This is a genomic window from Kitasatospora sp. SUK 42 (assembly GCF_015776785.2).
Lineage (GTDB): Bacteria > Actinomycetota > Actinomycetes > Streptomycetales > Streptomycetaceae > Kitasatospora.
In genome coordinates this window covers 341,110-362,074 of the sequence record NZ_LFMD02000002.1, presented here as the reverse complement: position 1 = coordinate 362,074, position 20,965 = coordinate 341,110, and the positions used below count along the sequence as shown (strand labels likewise).

At 74.7% G+C, this 20,965-nt stretch carries 16 protein-coding genes; 8 read left to right on the top strand and 8 right to left on the bottom strand.

From position 1 onward, the window contains the following. Positions 1 to 16 precede the first annotated feature (16 nt). On the top strand, positions 17 to 250 hold the full coding sequence (locus RZ50_RS01515; RefSeq protein WP_196948717.1) for a hypothetical protein: 234 nt from the start codon (positions 17 to 19) through the stop codon (positions 248 to 250). Next, complete coding sequence (locus RZ50_RS01510; protein WP_196948718.1) at positions 237 to 449, top strand: hypothetical protein; 213 nt, start codon at positions 237 to 239, stop codon at positions 447 to 449. Before RZ50_RS01515 ends, RZ50_RS01510 begins: the two co-directional genes overlap by 14 nt. A 60-nt stretch (positions 450 to 509) precedes the next feature. On the opposite strand, the gene RZ50_RS01505 is transcribed toward RZ50_RS01510, so the two are convergent. After that, positions 510 to 1,916, bottom strand: a complete 1,407-nt coding sequence (locus tag RZ50_RS01505) for an amidase (protein ID WP_196948719.1) — start codon at positions 1,914 to 1,916, stop codon at positions 510 to 512. A gap of 100 nt (positions 1,917 to 2,016) precedes the next feature. On the opposite strand from RZ50_RS01505, the gene RZ50_RS01500 reads away from it, so the two are divergent. The 5 genes from RZ50_RS01500 (at position 2,017) to RZ50_RS01480 (ending at position 7,759) form a co-directional block, all read left to right on the top strand. Then, a complete protein-coding gene (locus RZ50_RS01500; protein WP_196948720.1) occupies positions 2,017 to 2,616 on the top strand; it encodes a TetR/AcrR family transcriptional regulator in 600 nt (199 codons plus the stop codon). A 95-nt stretch (positions 2,617 to 2,711) separates the two neighbouring features. Further along, entirely contained in the window at positions 2,712 to 3,728 is a 1,017-nt protein-coding gene (locus RZ50_RS01495; protein WP_196948721.1) for an RNA ligase family protein, read from the top strand. 103 nt (positions 3,729 to 3,831) lie between these two features. Then, entirely contained in the window at positions 3,832 to 4,911 is a 1,080-nt protein-coding gene (locus RZ50_RS01490; RefSeq protein WP_196948722.1) for an alpha/beta hydrolase, read from the top strand. A gap of 172 nt (positions 4,912 to 5,083) precedes the next feature. Beyond that, positions 5,084 to 5,995: a diiron oxygenase gene (locus tag RZ50_RS01485; protein ID WP_196948723.1), complete on the top strand. Its 912-nt coding sequence runs from the start codon at positions 5,084 to 5,086 to the stop codon at positions 5,993 to 5,995. A gap of 81 nt (positions 5,996 to 6,076) precedes the next feature. After that, a complete protein-coding gene (locus RZ50_RS01480) occupies positions 6,077 to 7,759 on the top strand; it encodes a 4Fe-4S binding protein (protein WP_196948724.1) in 1,683 nt (560 codons plus the stop codon). 362 nt (positions 7,760 to 8,121) lie between these two features. Here the strand turns inward: RZ50_RS01480 and RZ50_RS01475 are convergent, their stop codons facing one another. The 5 genes from RZ50_RS01475 to RZ50_RS01455 all read right to left on the bottom strand — a co-directional run bounded on the left by RZ50_RS01475 (position 8,122) and on the right by RZ50_RS01455 (position 18,168). Beyond that, positions 8,122 to 8,976, bottom strand: coding sequence for a methyltransferase domain-containing protein (locus RZ50_RS01475; RefSeq protein ID WP_196948725.1), 855 nt, complete (start codon positions 8,974 to 8,976; stop codon positions 8,122 to 8,124). A gap of 220 nt (positions 8,977 to 9,196) precedes the next feature. After that, positions 9,197 to 13,912 carry a DNA repair ATPase gene (locus RZ50_RS01470; protein ID WP_308271140.1) on the bottom strand — a complete coding sequence of 1,572 codons (4,716 nt, stop codon included), beginning with the start codon at positions 13,910 to 13,912 and terminating at the stop codon, positions 9,197 to 9,199. A 91-nt stretch (positions 13,913 to 14,003) separates the two neighbouring features. Further along, positions 14,004 to 16,028, bottom strand: coding sequence for a flotillin family protein (locus tag RZ50_RS01465; RefSeq protein WP_196948726.1), 2,025 nt, complete (start codon positions 16,026 to 16,028; stop codon positions 14,004 to 14,006). Positions 16,029 to 16,092: 64 nt separating this feature from the next. Further along, on the bottom strand, positions 16,093 to 16,848 hold the full coding sequence (locus RZ50_RS01460) for an OB-fold-containig protein (protein WP_196948727.1): 756 nt from the start codon (positions 16,846 to 16,848) through the stop codon (positions 16,093 to 16,095). Positions 16,849 to 17,052: 204 nt separating this feature from the next. Further along, positions 17,053 to 18,168, bottom strand: a complete 1,116-nt coding sequence (locus RZ50_RS01455) for a helix-turn-helix domain-containing protein (protein ID WP_308271139.1) — start codon at positions 18,166 to 18,168, stop codon at positions 17,053 to 17,055. A 185-nt stretch (positions 18,169 to 18,353) separates the two neighbouring features. On the opposite strand from RZ50_RS01455, the gene RZ50_RS01450 reads away from it, so the two are divergent. Further along, entirely contained in the window at positions 18,354 to 19,109 is a 756-nt protein-coding gene (locus RZ50_RS01450; protein ID WP_196948728.1) for a tyrosine-protein phosphatase, read from the top strand. Positions 19,110 to 19,125: 16 nt separating this feature from the next. Here RZ50_RS01450 and RZ50_RS01445 read toward each other — a convergent pair whose 3' ends face one another. Both RZ50_RS01445 and RZ50_RS01440 read right to left on the bottom strand, forming a co-directional pair. Continuing rightward, positions 19,126 to 19,968, bottom strand: coding sequence for an ABC transporter permease (locus RZ50_RS01445; protein ID WP_196948729.1), 843 nt, complete (start codon positions 19,966 to 19,968; stop codon positions 19,126 to 19,128). Next, positions 19,965 to 20,876 (bottom strand): ABC transporter ATP-binding protein, encoded by a 912-nt coding sequence (locus RZ50_RS01440; protein ID WP_196948730.1) that lies wholly within the window; start codon positions 20,874 to 20,876, stop codon positions 19,965 to 19,967. The genes RZ50_RS01445 and RZ50_RS01440 overlap by 4 nt, the downstream gene beginning before the upstream one ends. Positions 20,877 to 20,965: the final 89 nt, after the last annotated feature.

The following is a 20,965-nucleotide window of genomic DNA, read 5'->3' as shown; positions in this document are numbered from 1 at the left end:
ATCGAAGGAGGAGCACATGGCTGACGACCCGGAGGGTGATGGCAACGGCAGGGGCGTCGGCGAAGCCGACCGGACGTCCCGGTCGCTCGCCCGCGACCGGCGGTTCCTCGTCGAGGCCGTCGTCGTGCTCGCCGTCTTCGGGGTGCTCAGCGCCTGGCTCCTGCCGGAGGGGAACAGCATCCTCACCCTTCCTCTGGCCGGCCTCTACCTCGGCTGGCGCGCGAAGGCGCGCTGGCGTGACCGGGACTGAGGTGAACCGGGCCCTCAAGGCCGCCCTGGCGACGCTCGGCCTGCTGCTGTCGGCCGTGTGCGTGTTCGTGTTGCTGGGCCTCGTGCCCGCGAACACGGAGCTCGGGTCGATGCTCAGGGCGGGCGGCGGTGGCCTGCTGAGCGGCGTCACGCTCGCCTGGGGGGCCTACCTGGTGAGGACGTTCCGCAGGAACCGGTAGTCCGCCGAGAGGCGGTGGGACCGGCCTGTGCCTGGGAGACCAGGCACAGGCCGGTCCTTTCTACATCCGTGGGTCCACGGGCGTCAGCACGCCGAGGCGGTCCTCGACGGCCTGGGCGGCGGCCAGGCAGAGGTCCTCGCGGAACGGGCGCCCGACGAGCTGCACCCCGGTGGGCAGGCCGTCGGCGGCCAGTCCGGTGGGGACGGCGACGGCCGGGACGCCGACGAAGGTGGTGACCAGGGACAGCCGCATGGCGGTGGCGACCCGGTCCCGGCCGGCCTGGTCCCGGGACTCCAGGCGGGGCTCGACCGGTGGTTCGGTGAAGACCGGGCCGAGCAGCAGTGGGTACTCGTCGAGGAACTCCGTCCAGGAGCGGCGGATGTTCATCCAGGTGCCCATGAGCGCGACCAGTCCGGCGGAGTCGACGGGCGGGGCGCTGCGCATCGTGAACTCGATGTAGCGGTCGCCGCCCTCGCCCAGCAGCTGGCGGACGACGGGCCAGTTCGGCGCGAACTCGGTGTTGGTGAGCCGGTGGTAGGCGTCGAAGGCCTCGTCCAGCCGGGGGACGTCGGGGACCTCGTGCACCTCGTACCCGGCGTCGCGCAGCGCCTCGGCGGCGGTTTCGATCGCGCGGCGGACGGTGGGGTGGACGCCGTGGCCGCCCGGGTCGGCGACGACGGCGACCTTGGGCCTGCCGGCGAGGGGATCCCCGTACAGCGGCGCGGGTACGGCGCGCGGGTCGCGGGGGTCGGGGCCGGCCAGGGTCTCGTAGGCGAGCCGCAGGTCGGCGACGCTGCGGGCCAACGGTCCGTCGGTGACCAGGAGTTGGGAGGCCGGGCCGGGGTCGTCCGGGCCCAGCATGCGCTGGTCGGCGGCGAAGCGGCCGGTGGTCGGCTTGAGCGCGGCGACGCCGCAGAAGGCGGCCGGGATGCGCACCGAGCCGCCGGAGTCGTTGCCGAGCCCGAGCGCGGCCATGCCGGTGGCCACCGCCACGCCGTCCCCGCCGCTGGTGCCGCCGGGGGTGCGGGTGGCGTCCCAGGGGTTGCGGGTGTCGCCGTACAGCTCGCTGCGGGTGTGCATCCCGGCCAGGATCAGGGTGGGCATGTTGCTGTGCCCGATCGGGATCGCCCCGGCGGCGCGCAGCCGGGCCACCGGGATGGCGTCGGCGGGTGCGGTGCGGCCGCTGAAGCGCGGGGTGCCGAAGGTGGTCGGCACGCCCTCGATCCGGGTGGACTCCTTGACGGTGAACGGCACTCCGGCGAGCGGGCCGAGCGGTTCGCCGGCCGCGCGGTGGCGGTCGATCGCCTCGGCCTCGGCGCGGGCGCGGTCGGCGAGCAGCTGGGTGACGGCGTTGACCTGCGGGTTGACCTCGGCGATCCGGGCGAGGTGGGCGTTCACCACCTCCAGGGCGGACACCTGTCCGCTGCGGACGGCGGCGGCGATGGTGGTGGCGGGGAGTTTCCACATGAGGGGCTCCTGGTGTTTTTTCGATGCGATTGCATCGGAACGAACCCTAGCCCGGGACCCGATACGATTGCATCGGAATATCGCGAGGAGATGGTGGCCGATGCCCAAGCAGGTGGACCACGAGGAGCGGCGCCGACGGATCGCCGAGGCGGTGTGCGCGCTGATCGACGCCCAGGGGCTCGAAGGCGTGAGCCTGCGGGACGTCGCCACCCGTGCGGAGGTCTCGATGGGCGCCGTCCAGCGCTGCTTCCGCACCAAGGAGGAGATGCTGCTCTTCGCCCTCGGCCACGTCGGCGAACGGGTCACCGAACGGGCGCGCGGCCGACTGGTGGGAAGCCCCGCGCAGTCGGCGGCGAGCACGGTCGGGCACGTGGTCGGCGAGCTGGCCCTGCTGCGGGAGGAGCACCGGGCCGAGGCGCGGATCTGGCTGTCCTTCCTCGCCGCGGCCGCCGTCAACCCGGCCCTGGCGGCGGGCCTGCGGAACAGCTACGCGGACCTGGAAGGGCTGTTCACGAGGCTGCTCGCGGAGGCCTCCGGGGCTCCGGACCCGGAGCGCGAGGCCCGGACCCTGCTCGCCCTCGCCGACGGGCTCACCGGGCACGTGCTGATCGGGCACCGGACGACGGAGGAGGCGGAGGAGCTCCTGCACGCGCACCTGGCCGGGCTCTGGGGCCCGACCGGTGCGGCCGCCGGGCGCTGAATCCCCGCCACCCCGTTTTCCCCGCCACCCCGTCTTTCCCGCCACCCCGCTATCTCCGTTGCCAGCGGGCGGCCGTTGCGGCGAGGATCCTGTTCGTGTCCGAGACGGTGTTCGAAGGTTCCGAGCTGAGGCCCTACCCGAAGATCCCCGCGCGGGGGCGCTCCGGCGCGCCCGGGAGCCGGGAGTGGACCGCGGCGGAGAAGGTGCACGGGGCGCACTTCGCCGTGGTGTGCGAGGGCGACTCCGTACGGGCCGCCAAGCGGCGCGACCTGCTGGGGGACGAGGAGCTCGACGCGTTCTTCGGGGTGAGCCGGATCTGGCCCCAACTGCTGGTCGCGGCAGGGAGGTTCGCGGCCGCGCTGCGGGCGGGCCGGAGCCCGTCGGCCGTCGTCACCGTCTACGGCGAACTGGCCGGCGGCCGCTACCCGCACCCCGCGGTGCCCGCCGTTCCCGGGGTCGAGCCCGTGCAGACCGGCGTCTGGTACGCGCCCGGCCTGCGCTGGCTGCCCTTCGACGCCACGGTGGAGACGGACCAGGGCCGGTGCTGGATCTCCGACCGCGAACTGCGGGCCGCCGCCGGCGCCGCCGGGCTGACCTGCGTACCGCTGCTCGGCCACGGCACGCTGAACGCGCTTCAGGAACTCCCGGTGGCCTTCCCCAGCCGGGTGCCGGCCCTGTTCGGGCTGCCCGAGCTGGCGGACAACCTCGCCGAGGGGTACGTCCTCAAGCCGGCGGGGGAGTGGTGCGAGTCGGAGGCGGCGGCGCGCCCGGTGCTGAAGGTCAAGCAGAAGGCCTTCGCGGAGGACGATCGCTACGACGGCGCCCGCCCGTACCTGCCCCCGCCGGAGGGCGCGGCCGGAGTCCCCGCGTGGCTGCTGGTCCAGGCCTCCGCCCTGCTCACCCCGACCCGCGCGGCCGCCGCCGTCAGCAAGCTCGGGCCGCGCACCCCGGCCGACGCCGTGGCGGCGGAGATCGCCGCCGACGTGGCGGAGGAGCTCGCCGAGGCCCTGGGCGGCCTGGAGGGCTCCGCCCGTACGGCCCTGCGGCGCGCCCTCGAACCCGGGGCCCGCGCACTGGCCGTCTTCGACGCCGAGGACCGGCGCACCTCCTGACCGACTCGCCGCGACGCGCAGGGGCCCGAGGCTTCCCTGGCGGCCGGGGCGGGCCCATCATGGGCTCCCGACCCAGGGCAGAGCCGCTCGCAGGAGGCAGAAGATGACGATTCCACTCCCGGTCCGGATCCAGGCCGCCTTCCTCCGGGGCGTGTACGCCCTGCCGGACGCGGCGCGGCGCGCGCTCGCGGGCAGGCCGGTGGTGGTGGACGGGCAGACGCTCGCGCTGGACGCGCAGCTGATGCTCCGGTTGCAGCGGCTGTCGAAGGTGGCGCTGGTGCTGCCGGGCGGGGTCGGGCCGTCGCGGGTGGCGCTGGAGTACGGGCGGCACCTGGTGGGCGGGCCGGTGATCCGGCGGGTGTCGGTGCGGGAGGTCGGGATCCCCGTGGAGCACGGGGAGCTGGCGGCGACGCTGTACACGCCGGACGGGCTGGCGGAGGGCTCCGGGCTGCTGGTGTTCCTGCACGGCGGGGGCTGGGTGCTGGGCAGCCGGGCCAGCCACGACCACATCTCGCGGTTCCTGGCGCGGCGCGGCCGGGTGCGGGTGCTGTCGGTGGAGTACCGGCGGCCGCCCGAGCACGTGTTCCCGGCAGCGGTCGAGGACGCGCTGGCCGCGTTCGACTACGCGCACGCCAAGGCGGCCGACCTGGGCGCCGACCCGGAACGGATCGCGGTCGGCGGGGACAGCGCGGGCGGCAACCTCGCCGCCGTCACCGCGCAGACGACGGTGCGCCGCGGCGGGCCCGCGCCGGTGTTCCAACTGCTGCTGTACCCGGCGGTGGACGCCTCGGTGTGGCGCCGCTCGCGCGAGCTGTTCGCCGACGGGTACTACCTGACCAGCGCGAACATGGACTGGTTCGCCGACCACTACGTGCCCGCGCCCGCGGACCGCACCGACCCCCGGCTGTCCCCGCTGCTCGCCGAGGACCTGACCGGGCTGCCGCCCGCGTACATCGGCACCGCGGGCTTCGACCCGCTGCGGGACGAGGGCGAGGCGTACGCGCGGGCGCTGGAGGAGGCGGGGGTGGAGGTGCGGCTGAGCCGGCATCCCGACCTCATCCACGGGTACGCCAGCTACCTCGGCACCGGCCGCCGCTTCCGGGAGGCGACGGCCGAGGCGGCGGACGCGCTGCGCGGGGCGCTGGGCCGGGCGTCGGGCGGGGCGCCGGGCGGCGTCGCGTAGCGCGGGGGAGGCGAGCGGAGGGCGGGGCCCGGGCGGGCCCCGCCCTCCTGCGCGCCGGGGGGGCGTCGGATCGCCCTTGCGCAGGGGGTTCTCGACGGCGGGCTCTTATTGTACTGTCCGTCTAATAAGCGGGTGAGCGGGAACCCGCAGCGGCAGGCACCAGGAGGCAGCCATGGCTCTCACCCGGCCGACGGAGCACGGCCACACGGCGGGCGACGACGACGTCTCGAAGCGGCTGCTGGACTCGGCCGCGGCCCTCTCCTTCGACCCCTCGACCGAGATCGACTGGGACGCCCCCCTGCCGGAGGAGCACTACGGCCTCAACCCCGAGTGGAGCACGCTCTACGGCACCCGGCTCTGGGACGAGATGACCGAGCGCCAGCGGATCACGCTCACCCGGCACGAGGTCTGCTCGATCATGAACACCGGCATCTGGTTCGAGATGATCCTCCAGCAGATGGTGCTGCGCGACCAGTACCTCAAGAACCCCGCCAGCGCCGAGTTCCGCTTCGCGCTCACCGAGATCGCCGACGAGTGCCGCCACTCGATCATGTTCGCCCGCGCCTGCGAGAAGATGGGCGTCCCCGCCTACCGTCCGAACAAGGTGGTCGCCCAGGCCGGCCGCGCCTTCAAGGCGCTCGCCAAGGGCGAACTCGCCTACGGCGGCATCCTGGTGGCCGAGGAGGTGCTGGACGTCATGCAGCGCGACTGGATGCGCGGCGAGAACGTCCTGGAGATCGTCCGCGGCACCTCCCGGATCCACGTGGTCGAGGAGTCCCGGCACATGAAGTTCGCCCGGCAGGAGATCCTCGAACGGATGCGCCACGCCGGCCCGGCCCGCCGCCGCACCTCGGCCACCGGCATCGCGATCGGCGCGTACGTCATCGTCACCAGCATGATCCACCCGGGCGTGTACAAGGCCGCCGGGCTGGACGTCGGACGGGCGCTCGCCGAGGTGCGCGGCAACGAGCACCGCAAGGCGATGATGCGCAACAGCTCCCGGCACCTGATGGCCTTCCTCGCCGAGGCCGGGCTGCTCACCACCCGCTCGGCGGCCGTCTACCGCCGCGTGAACATGCTCTGACGGTCGGTCGGCCCGGCACCGGGCATTCGTCGGACACCCATCGGACACCCATTCGGACACAGCGAGGATCCCACTCCGGCCATGGCCTACGCGATCACCCAGACCTGCTGCAACGACGCCTCGTGCGTGTCCGTCTGCCCGGTCAACTGCATCCACCCGACCCCGGACGAGCCGGAGTTCGGCACCACCGACCTGCTGTACATCGACCCGCGGGCGTGCATCGACTGCGGCGCCTGCGCGGACGCCTGCCCGGTGGACGCGGTGTTCCCGGTCGACCGGCTGCGCGGGCCGGACACCGTGTTCGCCGACCTCAACCGCGACTGGTTCCGTGACCACCCCAACGACCACGCCTGGGGCGCGCCCAGCTTCCCACGCAGCCTGCCGGGCGAGCTCGGCGTGCTGCGGGTCGCCGTGGTCGGCACCGGGCCGTCCGCCGGGTACACCGCGCAGGAGCTGCTGCGCTGCACCAGCGCCGAGCTCACCATGATCGACCGGCTGCCGGTCACCGGCGGCCTGCTGCGGCACGGCGTCGCCCCCGACCACCAGTCGACCAAGCGGATCGCGGAGAGCTTCGCGGGCGTCTTCCACGACCCGCGGCTGCGGATGCACCTCAACCTGGAGGTCGGCACCGACGTCACCCACGAGGAACTCGCCGCGCACCACCACGCGGTGGTGTACGCCGTCGGCGCGGCCGCCGACCGGCGGCTCGGCATCCCTGGCGAGGACCTGCCCGGCAGCGTGCCCGCGACCGCCTTCGTCGGCTGGTACAACGCCGAACCGACGGTGCCGGCCGACACGGTGGAGCTGTCGGCGGAGCGGGTGGTGGTGGTCGGCAACGGCAACGTCGCGGTCGACATCGCCCGGATCCTGCTCACCGACCCGGACCGGCTCGCGGCCACCGACATCGCCGACCACGCCCTGGCCGCGCTGCGCCGCAGCAGCGTGCGCGAGGTGGTGCTGCTGGCCCGGCGCGGGCCCGAGCAGGCCGCGTGGACCGCACCGGAGTTCCTGGCGCTGCGCCGGCTGCCGGGCGTCGAGGTGGTGGTCGAGGACCACCCCGAGGTGCGGGCCGCGATCGAGTCGGCCGCGCCCAACGCGCGGGCGGCGCTGCTGGCCGGGCTGCCGCTGGTGCCGCACGACGGCGGCGCGGAGCCGGGGCCGGGGCGGCGGATCGTGCTGCGCTTCCTGTCCTCGCCGGTCGAGCTGACCTCGGACGGCCGGGGCTCCGGGCCGGCCGGGGGGAGCCGGGTCTCGGGACTGACCGTCGAGCGGACCACGATGGCGGCGGACGGCCGGGTCGAGGCCACCGGCGAGACCGACACCCTGCGGGCCGCCCTGGTGGTGCGCTCGATCGGGCACCGGGGCGTGCCGGTGCCGGGGCTGCCCGTCGACCCGCGGACCGGGGCGGTCGCGCACGAGGGAGGACGGGTCGTCGACCCGGCCACCGGGCGGCCGCTGCCGGGCGCGTACGTGGTGGGGTGGGCCAAGCGCGGCCCCTCCGGCGGGATCGGCGCCAACCGGGCCTGCGCCCGGGAGACGGTGGACGCGCTGCTGGACGACGCGGTGGCCCGGGCACTGCCCGCCCCCGGGGCGGGGCGCCGGGAGTTCGAGCGGCTGGTGCGGCGCCGCCGGCCGGACGCGGTGGGGCTGCGGGAGCTGCGCGCGGTGGAGCGGGCGGAGCGCGAGCGGGGCGAGGCGCAGGGGCGGCCGCGGGTGAAGCTCGCCACCGTGCCGGAGCTGCTGGCGGCGGGCCGGCGGCGGTAGTGCCGGCGGTGGCAGTGCCAGTGGCGCTGGCCCCGGGGGTCGTGGTGCCGTGTCGTCGGACGGCCCGCGCAGGGTGGATGCGCGGGCCGTCCGGTTGACGCGGCCGTGACCCGGCGCACGCGGGACGCGTTGGCCGGATGTGAGTGGTCCAGGGGCGATGCCGACGCAGTGGCGTCGGCTGGCCGATGAAACGATCCTGCAAGGCCCGGGGCATCCTCCGGAACCCGAGCCGGAGGTGCCCATCTACGCCGAACTGGCCCGGCTGTGGCAGGCGGAGGGCCGGACGGTGCCCGGGCAGCCGGACCCGGTGTGGGAGGCGCTGGCCCACGGACCGACGCCGCGTGGCCCCGCCTGACCGGACGTCACCCCGGCGGCTTGACGGCGGTGTGCACGTACCAGGCGACGAACTCGCGCACGTCGTACATCTCCACCGTGGAGCGGAGGTTGAGCCACTTCGCCGGATCGCCGAAGCGGCGCAGCAGCTCCCACGGCAGCCGGAAGTACGCGTGCACCGCCTCGGTGGTGGGCGCGTAGTACGGCGTCGCGTCCAGCGCCTCCTCGACCTCGAAGCCGGCCTCGACGAGCAGCCGCGGCAGGTTGCGGGCGTGGTAGAGCCGGGCGCCGGTCATCACCATCGCGTCCAGGTACGGTTCGAGCAGGGCCCGTGCGGGCGAGGGGAGTTCGCTCAGCGCGGCGGTGCTCATCGGGCCGAGCAGCACCAGCCGACCGCCGGGGCGCAGCACCCGGTGGAGCTCGGCCAGCGCGCGCGGCGGGTCGTAGGAGTGGACGAGGGTCTCCATGGAGTACGCGCCGTCGAACTCCCCGTCGCCGAAGGGGAGCCGGTGGTAGTCGCCCCAGAAGAACGCGGTGCGGTGGGCGAGCCGGGCGCGGGCGCTCAACCGGCGGGCCTCGGCGAGGTGGAAGTCCAGGACGTCGACGCCGCTGACCAGCAGCCCGAAGCGGGTCGCCATCGCCCGCGCCACCGCCCCGGCCCCGCAGCCCGCGTCCAGCACCCGCGACCCGGCGGGCAGCGCCAGCTTGCGGCCGAGCACGTCCTCCAACTGCCGCTGCGCCCGCCACAGTCGCCACTTCGACTGCCCCGGCTCCGTCCACCCCCAGTGCCGGGCGTTGCGCGCCACCCTGGTGTAGAACCACCGGCTCCCGGCCCGCCCGTACACCCGGCGCAGCCCGGCCAGATCGAGTTCCTGAGCGTCCATGCGGACACGCTAGCCGCGGGCCCCCCGCACCTCCCGGTGGCGCGACGGTGGCTGCGCCACCGGGAGGGGTCATGCGGTCGTCGGACCAGGTGATCAGCCGACCAGAGCGGCCTCCAGCCAGGGCGCGATGGCGGCCAGCGCCTCGCCGAACGTCGAGACGGGACCGGCTTTGCCGGGCCCGGGCCCCTGGCGGACGAGGTCCTCGGCCGGGCGTGAGTCCTCACGCCCGCCAGGTGTGCTTCAGCTCCTCCCAGCGGGAGGCCTGGTCCGCCGTCAGGGCGCCGCGCAGTTCGGCCAGCTTCAGGAGCTGGGCCTCGGCGTCGGCGCCCAGGGGCTGGGCCTCGGCGCGGTAGTGGTCGGCGAGGAGGGTGTCGAGTTCGGGGCGGGTGAGGGCGGGGTCGAGGCGCTGGGCGAGCTTGGCCATGTTGCGGTAGGAGCCCTGGAGGAGAAACGGGGGTTCGGTGCGGGCGCGGTCGTCCTGGGCGGCGGAGGCGAGGTAGGCGCGGTTGACGGCCAGGACGGTGCCGCGCAGGTGCAGCAGCCCGGACAGGACGGCGGTCATCCGCTCGACCTCGGCGGCCGGCCAGGCGCCCGCCAGCACGCCGCCCGGGGTGCCGGAGGCGCGGGCGAGCAGGGTGTCGAGGTCGGCGCGGTCGGCGGTGGCGAGCGGGGCCAGGTGCGGGTTGGCGGGCAGGGCGTTCTCGACGAAGCTGAGCGCGAACAGGTCCTCGCGCCCGGCGACGGCGTCGCCGAGGTTCCACACGTCGGCGCGGTTGGCGAGCATGTCGGGCAGCCGGAAGAGCCGGCCGGACTCGGTGTACGGGTTGGCGGCCATCACCACCGCGAAGCGCTTGCCGCGCAGGTCCCACTCGCGGGCCTCGCCGTCCCAGACGCCGTCGATCCGGCGCTGGGCGTCGCACAGCGGGATGAAGCGCTGGAGGAACTCGGGCGAGGTGTGCTGCACGTCGTCCAGGTAGAGCAGCACGTTGTCGCCCGCGTGCAGGGCGAAGTTGAGCTTCTCGACCTCGCGCCGGGAGGTGGCGTCGGGGGCCTCGGCCGGGTCCAGCGAGGTGACGTGGCGGCCGAGCGCGGGGCCGCTGACGCTGACCAGCAGCAGGCCGAGCCGCTCGGCGAGGTACTCGACCAGGGTGGTCTTGCCGTAGCCGGGCGGGGAGACCAGGAGCAGCAGGCCGCTGCGGTCCACCGGACCGGCGGAGCCGACCGCGCCGAGCTGCTTGGCGAGGTTGTCGCCGACCAGCGGCAGGTACACCTGGTCGATCAGCCGGTTGCGGACGAAGCCGCCCAGCGCCGCGGGCCGGTACTGGTCCAGCCGCAGCCGGGCGTGCTCGGCGGCCAGCAGCTCGCCGCGCAGCCGCTGGTAGGCGCGGTAGTCGGGCATCTCGACCGTCTCGAACTCACGTACCCGGGCGAGAAGTTCGTCGAGGCGCAGGTCGAGTGCGCCGCCCGCCAGTCGGGGGTGGTCGCCGAGCAGCCCGGTCAGCCGGGTGCCGACCGCGCCATCGGCGGGCCGGCGCGGCAGTGTGGGGCAGAGCAGGACGGCGGCGGCCTCCGCGAGGTCGCCCCGGTCGGCGTCGGGTGCGGCCGACTCCAGCCAGGCGGTGGCGAGTTGGAGTCGTACGGGAAGGAGCGAGGGTTCCTCCGGCAGCGCGGCGAGGGCCTCCGTCAGTCCCGCCGACTCGGGCGCGGCGTGGAACTTGTCGAGCAGGGTCGCGGCCCCCGCCGAGTAGGCGAACGCGGGTGCGATGGAGGAGAGTTCGGCCGCCAGGTACTCCCCGGCGCCCGACGGGCGGCCCGCGGCGGTGAACTCGGCGACCGCGGCGTCGAGTTCGGCGGCCAGGGAGGCCAGCGCGTTCAGCGCCGGCGCCGGCACCGGCCCGTACGCCTGTCGGGCGAGCCCGAGTGAGCGGGCCCGGGTGTGCCAGACCAGCCGCTGCCGGGGGTCCGTGCCGTGCGCCCAGTACAGCTGGGCCGCCGCCCGGGCCTCGGCCGGGTGGCGCAACAGGCCGGCCCCTTCGCCGAGTTCGAGAAGAGCGCGGAGCACCAGCGCCGCGTCGTGGTCGTGCACCCCGCGCTGGTAGCCCTCGTCCGGGCGCTGCTCGGCGGCCCGCCGGACGTACTCCAGCAGGTTGCCGTCCGCCGGCAGCGCGCCCGGCTCGGCGGCCAGCAGCAGGCTGGCCGCCAGGTACTCGGCGCGGTACAGCCCGGGCGTCTCCGAGGGCAGCGGCCGCTCCCAGTGGCGTTCGGTGGCGGCGAAGGCCGGGTCGGTGACGGGGGAGCGGTAGTCGGTGCCGGTGAGGGTGAAGGCGGGGCGGCCGCGCCAGGGCAGCAGGGTCAGTTCGGGCCGCTGGGTGGTGACCGCGAACAGGTGGCGGCCCAGCCGCAGGGTGCCGGGGCCGTCCCCGGCGAGTTCGGCGCGGTCGCGCAGTGCCCGGTGGGCGCGGCCGCGGGCGGCGCGCAGCCGTCCGGTCAGCTCCTCGGCCCGGACCCTGTCGCCGAGCTCGGTCAACTGGCGGGCGAGGTCGCGGAGTTTGACGGCGGTCGGGTCGGCGGCCAGAGCGGCGTCGATCTCGGCGGCGGTGCCGAGGGCGGTCAGCCGCCGGTGCAGGGTGTCGAGGACGCGCTCGGCGGAGGTGGCCAGCCGGTCGGCGCGGCGGGCCCGCTCCTCCAGCAGGTGCTGGCGGCGGGCGGTCAGCGCGTCGTGGATCTCGGTGCGCCGGTCGGCGAGTTGTTCGCCCAGGGCCGGGTCGGCGTCGGCGAAGCGGGTCTCCAACTGCTCGATCCGCAGCAGCAGCCGGCCGAGCTGGTCGTCGCAGGCCTCGGGGGTGTCGGCGGCGGCGAGGGCCGCGGTGGTGGCCTGGGCGAGCAGCGCGGTCTCGGCGGCGAACTCGGCGGCGGCCTCGCGGGTGCGCAGCTCCCGGCGGCGGACGGTCAGCGCGGCGCGGGCGCGGTTGAGCAGCCCGAGCACGTCGGCGAGCCGGTCCAGGATGGCGGTGCGGGTGGTGGCGTCGGCCAGGTCGAGGGTGCCGACCAGCTCCGAGACGGTCTGCAACGCCTCGCTCTGCTCGGACAGCCGGGTGGAGAGCGGCTCGGCCTCGGCGGCGGTCGCGATGGCGGCGCAGTGCTCGGCCAGCTCGCCCGCCCGGCGCCGGTGCGGTTCGAAGGCGGTGGGCTCGGCGAGCTGGACCACCGCCCGGTCGGCGGCCTCGGCCAGCCCCTGGGCGAGGTGCTCGGCGAGCGCGTCGATCCGCTCCCGGTCCGCCCGGGGCAGCTCGCGCAGCGCCTCGACCCGACCCTGGGCGCGGCGCAGCCCGGCGAGCCGGTCGACCCACTCGGCGGCGTCGGCCAGCGTCTCGCCGCGGGCGGTGCGCAGCAGGCCCTCGACGTGCTCGGCGGCCTCCTCGGTCCGCGCGGCGGCGTGCGCGGTGAGCTGGGCGATCGCCTCGTACTCGGCGATGACCTGCCGGGCGGTGTCGCGGATCTCGGCGAGCGGCGCGGCGAGGTCGCCGAGGCCGCTCTGGCCGAGCCAGTGGTGCCGGTCGGCGGTGCGGGTGCAGGCGGTGAGGACGGCCCGGTGGCCGGCCGGGGTGTCGGCCCCGGCGGCGGCGAGCCGGGCGAGGGCGAGGCAGTCGGCCAGGCCGCGGACCAGGTCGGCGTTGCCGATCCGGGCCAACGGGCCGCTGCCGGGCGGCTGTTCGGCGGCGTGGCGCTCGCTGGTGAACGGGCTCCGCCACAGCTGCACGGGGTGCAGCCGGGTGGGCCCGTCCTCGGCCGGACGCAGGGCGATGAGGGTGCCGTCGTCGAGCAGCGCGTAGCCCTGGCAGGCGAGCGGGGCGGCGGCCTCCTGGCGGACGCTGTTGTACGGCTGGAGCAGGGCGCGCCCGTCGGCGGGGGAGCGGAACTCGTACAGCACGTCCTCGCCGTTGGGCGAGAGGACGGTGCGTTCGTACACCAGGCCGTCCACCGGCTGGTCGAAGGTGCGCACGGTGCCGTCGGCGAGGTGGCAGCCGCCGGGGAAGGCCACGCCCTGGTCGGCGGGCAGCCGCAGGCAGGCCTGGCCGAGCGCGTCGATCCTGGTGACCTTGCCGGTGGGCAGGTGGACCACCAGGTGCCGGACGGTCTCCTCCTGGTACGGGCGCACCCGCACCAGCAGCAGGGTGCCGAGCCGGGCGTGGGCGATCTGCGCGTCGGCGAGGGTCTGGAGGGCCTCGGCCAGCGGCTCGTGGTGCAGCTCCCGCCCGTCCGGGGTGGCGAGGGTCAGTCGGCCGCCGTCGACGCCGAGGCGGAGTTCGCCGGCGAGGTCGGCGCGCGGCGGGGTGCCGGGGGCGGCGGGCAGCTGGTCGTCGCGGGTCAGCGCCGTCCAGTCGAGCTGCTGGCCGTCGGCGGGGGCGTGGTCGCGCTCGCCGCGCCCGTCCTGGTAGTCGGCCCGGTCGCCGTCCAGGCGCCAGCGCAGCACCCGGACGTCGGTGGCGGCCGGGCCGGTGCGGAAGACGGCGAGCAGCCGTCCGCCGACCGGGCGCAGCCGCTCCAGCCGGGCGTCGCGGAAGTAGCGGCGCAGGTCGGCGAGGTCCTGGCGCAGCCGCGGGTCGTCCAGCAGCGCGCCCGTGGCGGGGGAGAGGTCGTCGGGCCGGTGGAGGCTGAGGACGTCCGCGAAGTCCTCGGCGCCGTCCACGACTTCGACCGGACGGGTGCCGAGCAGCAGCAGCCCGCCGACGGCGGTGAGGTCCTGCGGCAGGCAGGCCCGGGCGGTGGTGATCCGCCCGGTGCCGGTGAGCCGCAGCTCCCCGCCGCCGAACTCGGCGACCCGGCGGGCGTTCAACGCCTGCGCGCGGTCGGAGAGTTCGGCGGCGGCCCGGGCGAGCCGGTCGCGCAGGACCTCGTAGGTGCCGGCGTCGAGCCGGGCTTCGGAGGCGTCCACGGTCAGTTCCTCAGGTGCTCGGCGCGGGTGACTGGTCGGGCTGCTCGGCGCCGGCTGTTGCCTGGCGCCGGCTGCTACGTGGAGCCGGCTGCTACTTGGAGCCGTTCAGGGAGGCGTCGGCCAGCGCCCCGATCGGCAGTTCGGCGAGGCCCAGCTTCTTCGCCGAGTCCAGCAGCCGGCGCAGCTGCCCGGCCTGCTCGCCGCCGCCCGTACCGATCAGCTTGAGCAGCAGCGCGGAGACCGTCAGGTTCTGCACGTCGGCCGTGGAGACCGAGGAGAGCACCCGGGTGAGGTCCTCGGTGAAGCTGGCCCGTCCGTCCAGCCAGGGCCCGGCCAGGGTCTGGGCGGTCTGCGAGTGCCCGACGAAGGCGTCCACGGCCTTGCCAGCCGTCACCGACTGCACCAGCTTGTCGAAGAACACCGAGTCCCCGCCGACGATGTCGATCTTCGCCTTCTCCAGCCCGGCCGCGACCAGCGCGGCCTGCGCCTCGGCGATCTGCCGCTGCGTGTCCAGCCCGGCGAGGCGGACGTCCTTCTCGGCGGCCAGCCGCAGCCGGTACTCCTCGTGCTCGCGCGAGGCCTCGTCCAGCTTGGCCATCGCCGCGGCCTTCTCGGTCAGGCCCTCGGCCTCCGCCTTCAGCTTGGCGCCGACCTCCAGCGCGGCGGCCTTCGCCTTCTCGGTCTGGACGGCGGCCTCGGCGCGGCCCACCTTCTCCACGGCCGCGGCCTCCTGCTCGCGCACCTGCACCCGGGCCAGCCCCTCGGCGGCGGCCTCCGCCCGGATGCCCTCGGCCAGTCGGACCTTGGCGGCCGCGTCCAGCTCGGCGGCCTGCTGCCGGGCCTCGGCCAGCACCAGCGCCTCGCGGGCCTTGTGTGCGGCGGCCTGCTCGGCGGCCTCGGCGGCCTTGATGTCCTTGACGAGCTTCTCCTGCGCCTCCGCCTCGGCCTGGATGACCACGGCCTTGCGCATCCGCTCGGCCTCCTCGGTGGCACGCAGCGTCTTGACGGCCTCCTCCTGCTCGGCGACGGTGCGGTCGACCGCGATCCGCTCGCGGACCACGTCGGAGACCTCCCGGCGGCGGGACTCGACCTCCTTCTCCTTGGCCATGACGGCGAGTTCGGTCTCCCGCTCGCGGCCGACGACCTCCAGCAGGCGGTCCTTCTCGATCCGCTCGTTCTCCACCGCGATCACCCGCTCGCGGTTCTTCTGCGCCACCGCGACCTCGCGGGCCTGGTTCTCCCGCTGCACGCCGAGCACCTCCTCGGTGCGCAGGAAGGCGGTCTGCGCGTTCAGCCGCTCCTCCTCCTGCACCCGGGCGATCACCGCGTCCTCCTTGGCCCGCAGGGTCTCGATCTCGCGGCGCTGGCGGATCTCGGCGTCGGCCTGGCGGCGTTCGAGCTCCAGGACGGTCTCCCGGGCGTCCACGTTCTGCCGGGTGATCTCCTTCTCCTCGTTGCGCTGGTACTCGTTGGTGCGCACGTGCTCGATCGCGGTCAGCTCGGTGATCTTGCGGATGCCCTGGGCGTCCAGGATGTTGGAGCCGTCCAGCTGGTTCATCGGGGTCTGTTCCAGGTGGTCGATGGCCGCGTCCTCAAGGGTGTAGCCGTTGAGGTCGGTGCCGATGACCGCGATGATCTGGTCCCGGAACTCGTGCCGGTGGGTGTACAGGTCGGTGAAGTCCAACTGCTTGCCGACGGTCTTGAGCGCCTCGGCGAACTTGACGGCGAAGAACTCCTGGATCGCCTGCGGGTCGCTGGCCCGGGCGGTGCCGATCGACTGGGCGACCTTGATGACGTCCTCGACGGTCTTGTTCACCCGGACGAAGAAGGAGATCCGGATGTCCGCCCGGATGTTGTCCCGGCAGATCAGCCCGTCCCGGCCGGCCCGGTGGATCTCCACCGTCTTCGCGGTGATGTCCATCAGCTCGGCCTTGTGCAGGATCGGCAGGACGATCGTGCCGGTGAAGGTGACGTCCACCTTCTTCGTCCGGGAGATGATCAGCGCCTTGCCCTGCTCGACCTTCTGGAACAGGCGTCCCACGAGCAGCAGCAGGGCGAAGACGATGAGCAGCACGACGGCGACGAGCACGCCGAAACCCACGGCGATGGTGTCCATCACGGAGTCCTTTGACGAGACGGTGGTGCGAAGGTGATTGCTGTCGAAAAGAACTGACGAAGTGTCAGGAAATGGAAGGCGGATCGAACGGTGCCACCAGGAAGTGCTCGCCGTCCGCGTCGTAGTCGTAGATCAGGGCGGTGCGGCCGGCCGTCAGCCCCGGATCGGGCTCCGGCGTGCGGACCTGCACGGTCGCGGTGGAGCCGTCCTCGGCGGTGACCTCGGCCTGGCCGAAGTCGGCGGTCACCCGGCCGGTGCGGATCACGCAGACCCGCCCCACGAAGTCCCCCCGGGTGACCGGGTGGTCCTGCGGGAACAGCCGCGACAGCGGCCGGACGAGGAGCCTGGTCCCCGCCCAGGAGGCGACCAGCGCGACGGCGAACACGCCGCCGCGCGCCGGTGCCCCCGAGGTCAGGACGGTGCCGGCCAGGCTGACGAACCAGGCGATCGTGACCAGCAGTGACACCGTCACCGTCACGGGAACCCCGCCCAGCCCCAGCGCGTCCAGCACGCCCCCGTGGTGGCCGTTCCCGTCCTGGGAACCGTGGGTACTCCCCCCGGCACCGTGCCCGTCGGACGCCCCGTGGGCCACGTTCCCCCCGACACCGTGCCCCCCGGCACCGTGCCCGACGTGACCCACCGGACCCACATGTCCGGCGTGCCCGGCACCCACGTGGTGCCCGACACCGTGCCCCCCGTGCACGGCGTCGAACCCCAGACCGCTGATCAGCGTCAGCAGCCAGTACCCGACGACCACCACCAGCGCGAAGCTGAACAGCGCCGTCGGAAAGGCCAGCGCCGCCGCGAAGAATCCCCCCATCCCGGCCACGCTCCCCCGCCTCTCCTCCGGCGCCGCGCATCGGCGCCGGGGAGATCATGACAGTGGAGGGGGCGCCCGCACATTGCCAGGATCCGGCAATCTTTACGCCCCTTTGACACCCTGGAACGTGCGCCGCCCGTGACACTGCAACAGCAGGGCAACAGAACGGCTTCGGGCAGGTCGGCCCGGGTTCGGGGGAGCGCCTCAGAGCGGCTGGTCCGGCCAGTCCAACAGCCGGGCCCCCATCGCCGCCGTCTCCAGGGTGAAGCGCTGCAGCGCGTCCGAGGGGTCGTACCCCGTGAGCGCCCTGATCCGCTCCAGCCGGTAGCTCAGCGTGCGCACGCTCAGCCCCAGCCGGCGCGCCGCCTCCGCGTTCACGTACGCCGCCTCCGCCTGCACCGCGATGGTGTCCAGCAGCGGACGGGCGCCCCCGCGCGCCTCGGTCAGCGGGCCGAGCACGCTGCGCACCAGGTCGGCCATCGCCGCCCGGTCGCGCATCAGCACCGGGAAGACCAGCAGCTCCTCGGCCTTCAGCTGCTGCGCGGGCAGGCCCAGCCGCTGCGCGTAGTCCAGCGCGTCCAGTGCCTCCTCGTAGCTGCGCGGCACCCCGCTCGGCCCCGAGTGCCGGCGGCCGGTCGCCACCCGCAGCACCGGGCGGTAGCCGGGTCCGGGGCGCAGGGTGAGGTCCGCGAAGGCCTCCAGCACGGCCCGCTCGGAGTCCGGGGCGATACACACCAGCCGGCCGTCCTTGCTGGCCAGCAGGACGTCCCGCTCGCCGAACCGCCCGGCCAGCTCCCGCTCCACCCGGTGCACCAGCGGGTGGACGTCCGCGAACGGCTCGTCGCCCACCGCGACCGCCACCGTGTACGCGCCCGCCAGCCGCAGCCCGAACCGCTCCGCGCGCTCCGCGAGCAGGCCGAGGTCGCTGCGGCCGAACAGCAGGTCGTCGATGAACTCCCGTCTGGCGGCCTCCTCCTGGCGGACCGCCAGGCGCTGCGCCCGCTCGTGCCCCTCGCCGAGCGCGGCCAGCGCGGCATCGGTCGCGGCCAGCACGGCGTCGCCCATCCGGCGCAGCTCGCCGACGCTGCCCGCGGCGGTCGTCCCGGGCAGCGTCTGCCAGGCCCGGCGGGCCGTCGCCAGGCACTGCGAGACCACCTCGCGCAGCCCGTAGCCGGCCTCGGCACACTGCTCACCGAGCCGGCGCAGGCCCTCCAGCTCGTCCCGGCGCAGCAGCCGCCCGGTGCGGGAGACGTCGGCGAGCAGCACGAGGTACGCCTCGGCCAGCTCGGTGGGTATGTCGCACTCGCTCGCCTCGGTCACCGTGTCCTGCCAACCCCTGTACGGCCTGATTTTTGGGCGGTGAACTTTACCAGGATCCTTACGGCCGGGGCCTTGGCGCGCCACCGCTCGCGCGGCCCGGCCGGGCCGGAGCGGAGGGGTGGACACCCAGTCGCCCGGATGTCTCCTTATGCTCGTCGTACGGCTTCACCCGAAAGGCCCTGCGCATGTCCCTGGTCAACTTCCGCGACCCCGCCGTCCTCAGCGACCCCGAGGGCCTGCGGATACGCCCCGGTGTGCTCTACCGCTCCGCCCAGCCCTTCCCGGCCGCCGACGAGGCCACCGTCGCCCAGCTGCGCGGCTGCGACATCCGCACCGTCGTCGACCTGCGCGCCCCCCGCGAGACCCGCCCCGACGACTGGGCCGCCGCCGAGGCCGCCGGGGTGTCCGTGGTCGCCGCCCCGGTGAACCCCGCCACCGACGCCCTCACCGCCCACATGGCGACCATGGCCACCGCCGCCGACCTCGGCGAGTTCTACCTCCTGCTCGCCGAGTCCGCGCCCGAGGCCGTCGCCGCCGCCGTCGAGGCGGCCACCCGCCCCGGCGCCGTCCTGCTGCACTGCGCCGCCGGCAAGGACCGCACCGGGCTGCTGACCGCCCTCCTGCTGGACCTCCTCGGCATCCCCGCCGACCGCATCGTCGCCGACTACGCCCGCACCGCCGACGCCCTCCCGCAGATCTTCGCCGGCCTCGCCGAACGCCACCGCACCGCCCTCAACGGCCAGGGCCCCACCCGCGTCACCGACCCCGACGGCCGCCGCCTCACCATCCCGGCCCCGCTCCTGGAGGCCCCCGCCGAGGCCATGTCCGTCTTCCTCGCCCGGATCCACACCCGCCACGGCGGCGCCGCCGCCTTCCTGCCCGCCTGCGGCGTCCCCGCCGACACCCTGCGCGCCTTCCGTGCCAAGGCGGCCGCGGCCTGAGCCCGTCCGGGCCGGTCTACACGTCCCGGCGCCGCACCACGACCATCGTCACCGCCACCGCGACGGCCGCCCACACCCCCATGGTGATCCACGAGTCCAGCACGCTCGGGGCGTACTTCGAGATCGTGGTCGAGGAGTCGGGGTTGTAGGTGAGCCGGTTGACGGTGGCCAGCGGCAGGTGGCTGCCGATCTCGCTCAGCCACCGGTAGCGGTCCCCGCCGAACATCAGCGGCAGGATGAAGAACAGCATCACCAGCGAGACGATCGAGGCGGTGGCGTGCCGCAGCAGCGCGCCCACCGCCATGCCGATCAGCGCGCAGACCGGAACGATCGCCGCGTAGCCGAGGACGGCCCGCAGACTCACCCCTTCGGTGATGGAGAGTCCGACGTGCCGGGAGGCCAGCATCGCGTTGCAGGCGAAGAAGGACACCGTGGACACCACCGCCCCGGCGAGCGCGGTGATCCCGCCGATCAGCAGCACCTTGGCGGCGATCACCCCGCGCCGGTCGGGCACGGCGGCGAAGGTGGTGCGGACGAGACCGGTGGTGTACTCGCCGAACACGGTGATCGCCCCGAGGCTGCCGGCCGCGATCGCCATCAGGTAGCACGCGATGCTGCTGAGGCTGTGGTACAGCGCGTCGTACCGGAACGGTGGTATGCCCGGCATCCGGGGCGGCGGGTTGTCGATGTACGTCAGGTCGGAGTGGACGGCGTTCAGGTTGATCGCGATCGCCGCCAGCGAGGCGAGCGCCAGCACCCAGTACGTCGACCGCAGCGAGCGCAGTTTGATCCACTCGGCGGCGAGCAGATCGGTGAACCGGGGTGCCGGCTCGGCGAATCCAACCGTCATGGTGCTCATCGGGCCTCTCCTGCCAGGTACTCGACGCTGTCGGCGGTCAGGGACATGAACGCCGACTCCAGGGACGACGTACGAGTCGCGAGCTCGTGCAGCACCACGCCGTGCCGCAGGGCGAGTTCACCGATCCGCTCGGCGGGCATGCCGGTGACGATCCCGAACTGCGGCTCCACCACGCTCACTTCGGCTCCCTCCGCGCGCAAGGCGTCGACCAGCAGGGAGAGTTCGGGCGCCCGTACGGCCACCGAGGTCTCCGCGTTGCGGGCCGAGAACTCGACGAGGCTCTCGTCCGCGATCAGCCGCCCGCGCCCGATCACCACCAGCCGGTCGGCGGTGTGCTCCATCTCCGCCATCATGTGGCTGGAGACGAACACCGTCCGCCCCTCGTCCGCGAGCCGCCGGAACAGCCCGCGCACCCACAGCACGCCCTCCGGGTCGAGGCCGTTCAGCGGCTCGTCGAAGAGCAGCACCGGCGGGTCGCCGAGCAGCGCCCCCGCGATGCCGAGCCGCTGCTTCATGCCCAGCGAGTAGCCGCCGATCCGCCGCCCGGCGGCCTTGCCGAGCCCCACCTCCGCCAGCACCTCGTCCACCCGCCCGAGCGGGATCCGGTTGCCGCGGGCCAGCGCCGCGAGGTGCGCCCGAGCGCTGCGCCCGCCGTGCACGTCGCCCGCGTCCAGCAGCGCCCCGACGTGCCGCAGGCCGCGCGGCCGGTTCGCGAAGGGCACCCCGGCCACGGTGACGGCGCCCCCGGTGGGGGTGTTGAGGCCCAGGATCATCCGCAGCGTGGTGGACTTGCCCGCGCCGTTGGGGCCGAGGAAGCCGGTGACGGTGCCCGGCCGGACGGTGAAGGTCAACTGGTCGACGGCCGTGGTGGCGCCGTACCGCTTGGTCAGTCGTTCGATCTCGATCACGGGGACAACGGTGCCGGTCAGGGCCGTCACCGGGCATCGGGCGGCGGGCCACAACCGGGAGCCGCCGCCCCCGCCCCCGGGACTACGCC

What these genes read in the sequence shown, in the direction of transcription:
- RZ50_RS01515 (WP_196948717.1), top strand. Translation starts at nt 17, where the DNA reads ATGGCTGACGACCCGGAGGGTGATGGCAACGGCAGGGGCGTCGGCGAA.
- RZ50_RS01505 (WP_196948719.1), bottom strand. Translation starts at nt 1,916, where the DNA reads ATGTGGAAACTCCCCGCCACCACCATCGCCGCCGCCGTCCGCAGCGGA.
- RZ50_RS01500 (WP_196948720.1), top strand. Translation starts at nt 2,017, where the DNA reads ATGCCCAAGCAGGTGGACCACGAGGAGCGGCGCCGACGGATCGCCGAG.
- RZ50_RS01490 (WP_196948722.1), top strand. Translation starts at nt 3,832, where the DNA reads ATGACGATTCCACTCCCGGTCCGGATCCAGGCCGCCTTCCTCCGGGGC.
- RZ50_RS01485 (WP_196948723.1), top strand. Translation starts at nt 5,084, where the DNA reads ATGGCTCTCACCCGGCCGACGGAGCACGGCCACACGGCGGGCGACGAC.
- RZ50_RS01480 (WP_196948724.1), top strand. Translation starts at nt 6,077, where the DNA reads ATGGCCTACGCGATCACCCAGACCTGCTGCAACGACGCCTCGTGCGTG.
- RZ50_RS01475 (WP_196948725.1), bottom strand. Translation starts at nt 8,976, where the DNA reads ATGGACGCTCAGGAACTCGATCTGGCCGGGCTGCGCCGGGTGTACGGG.
- RZ50_RS01465 (WP_196948726.1), bottom strand. Translation starts at nt 16,028, where the DNA reads ATGGACACCATCGCCGTGGGTTTCGGCGTGCTCGTCGCCGTCGTGCTG.
- RZ50_RS01460 (WP_196948727.1), bottom strand. Translation starts at nt 16,848, where the DNA reads ATGGGGGGATTCTTCGCGGCGGCGCTGGCCTTTCCGACGGCGCTGTTC.
- RZ50_RS01450 (WP_196948728.1), top strand. Translation starts at nt 18,354, where the DNA reads ATGTCCCTGGTCAACTTCCGCGACCCCGCCGTCCTCAGCGACCCCGAG.
- RZ50_RS01445 (WP_196948729.1), bottom strand. Translation starts at nt 19,968, where the DNA reads ATGAGCACCATGACGGTTGGATTCGCCGAGCCGGCACCCCGGTTCACC.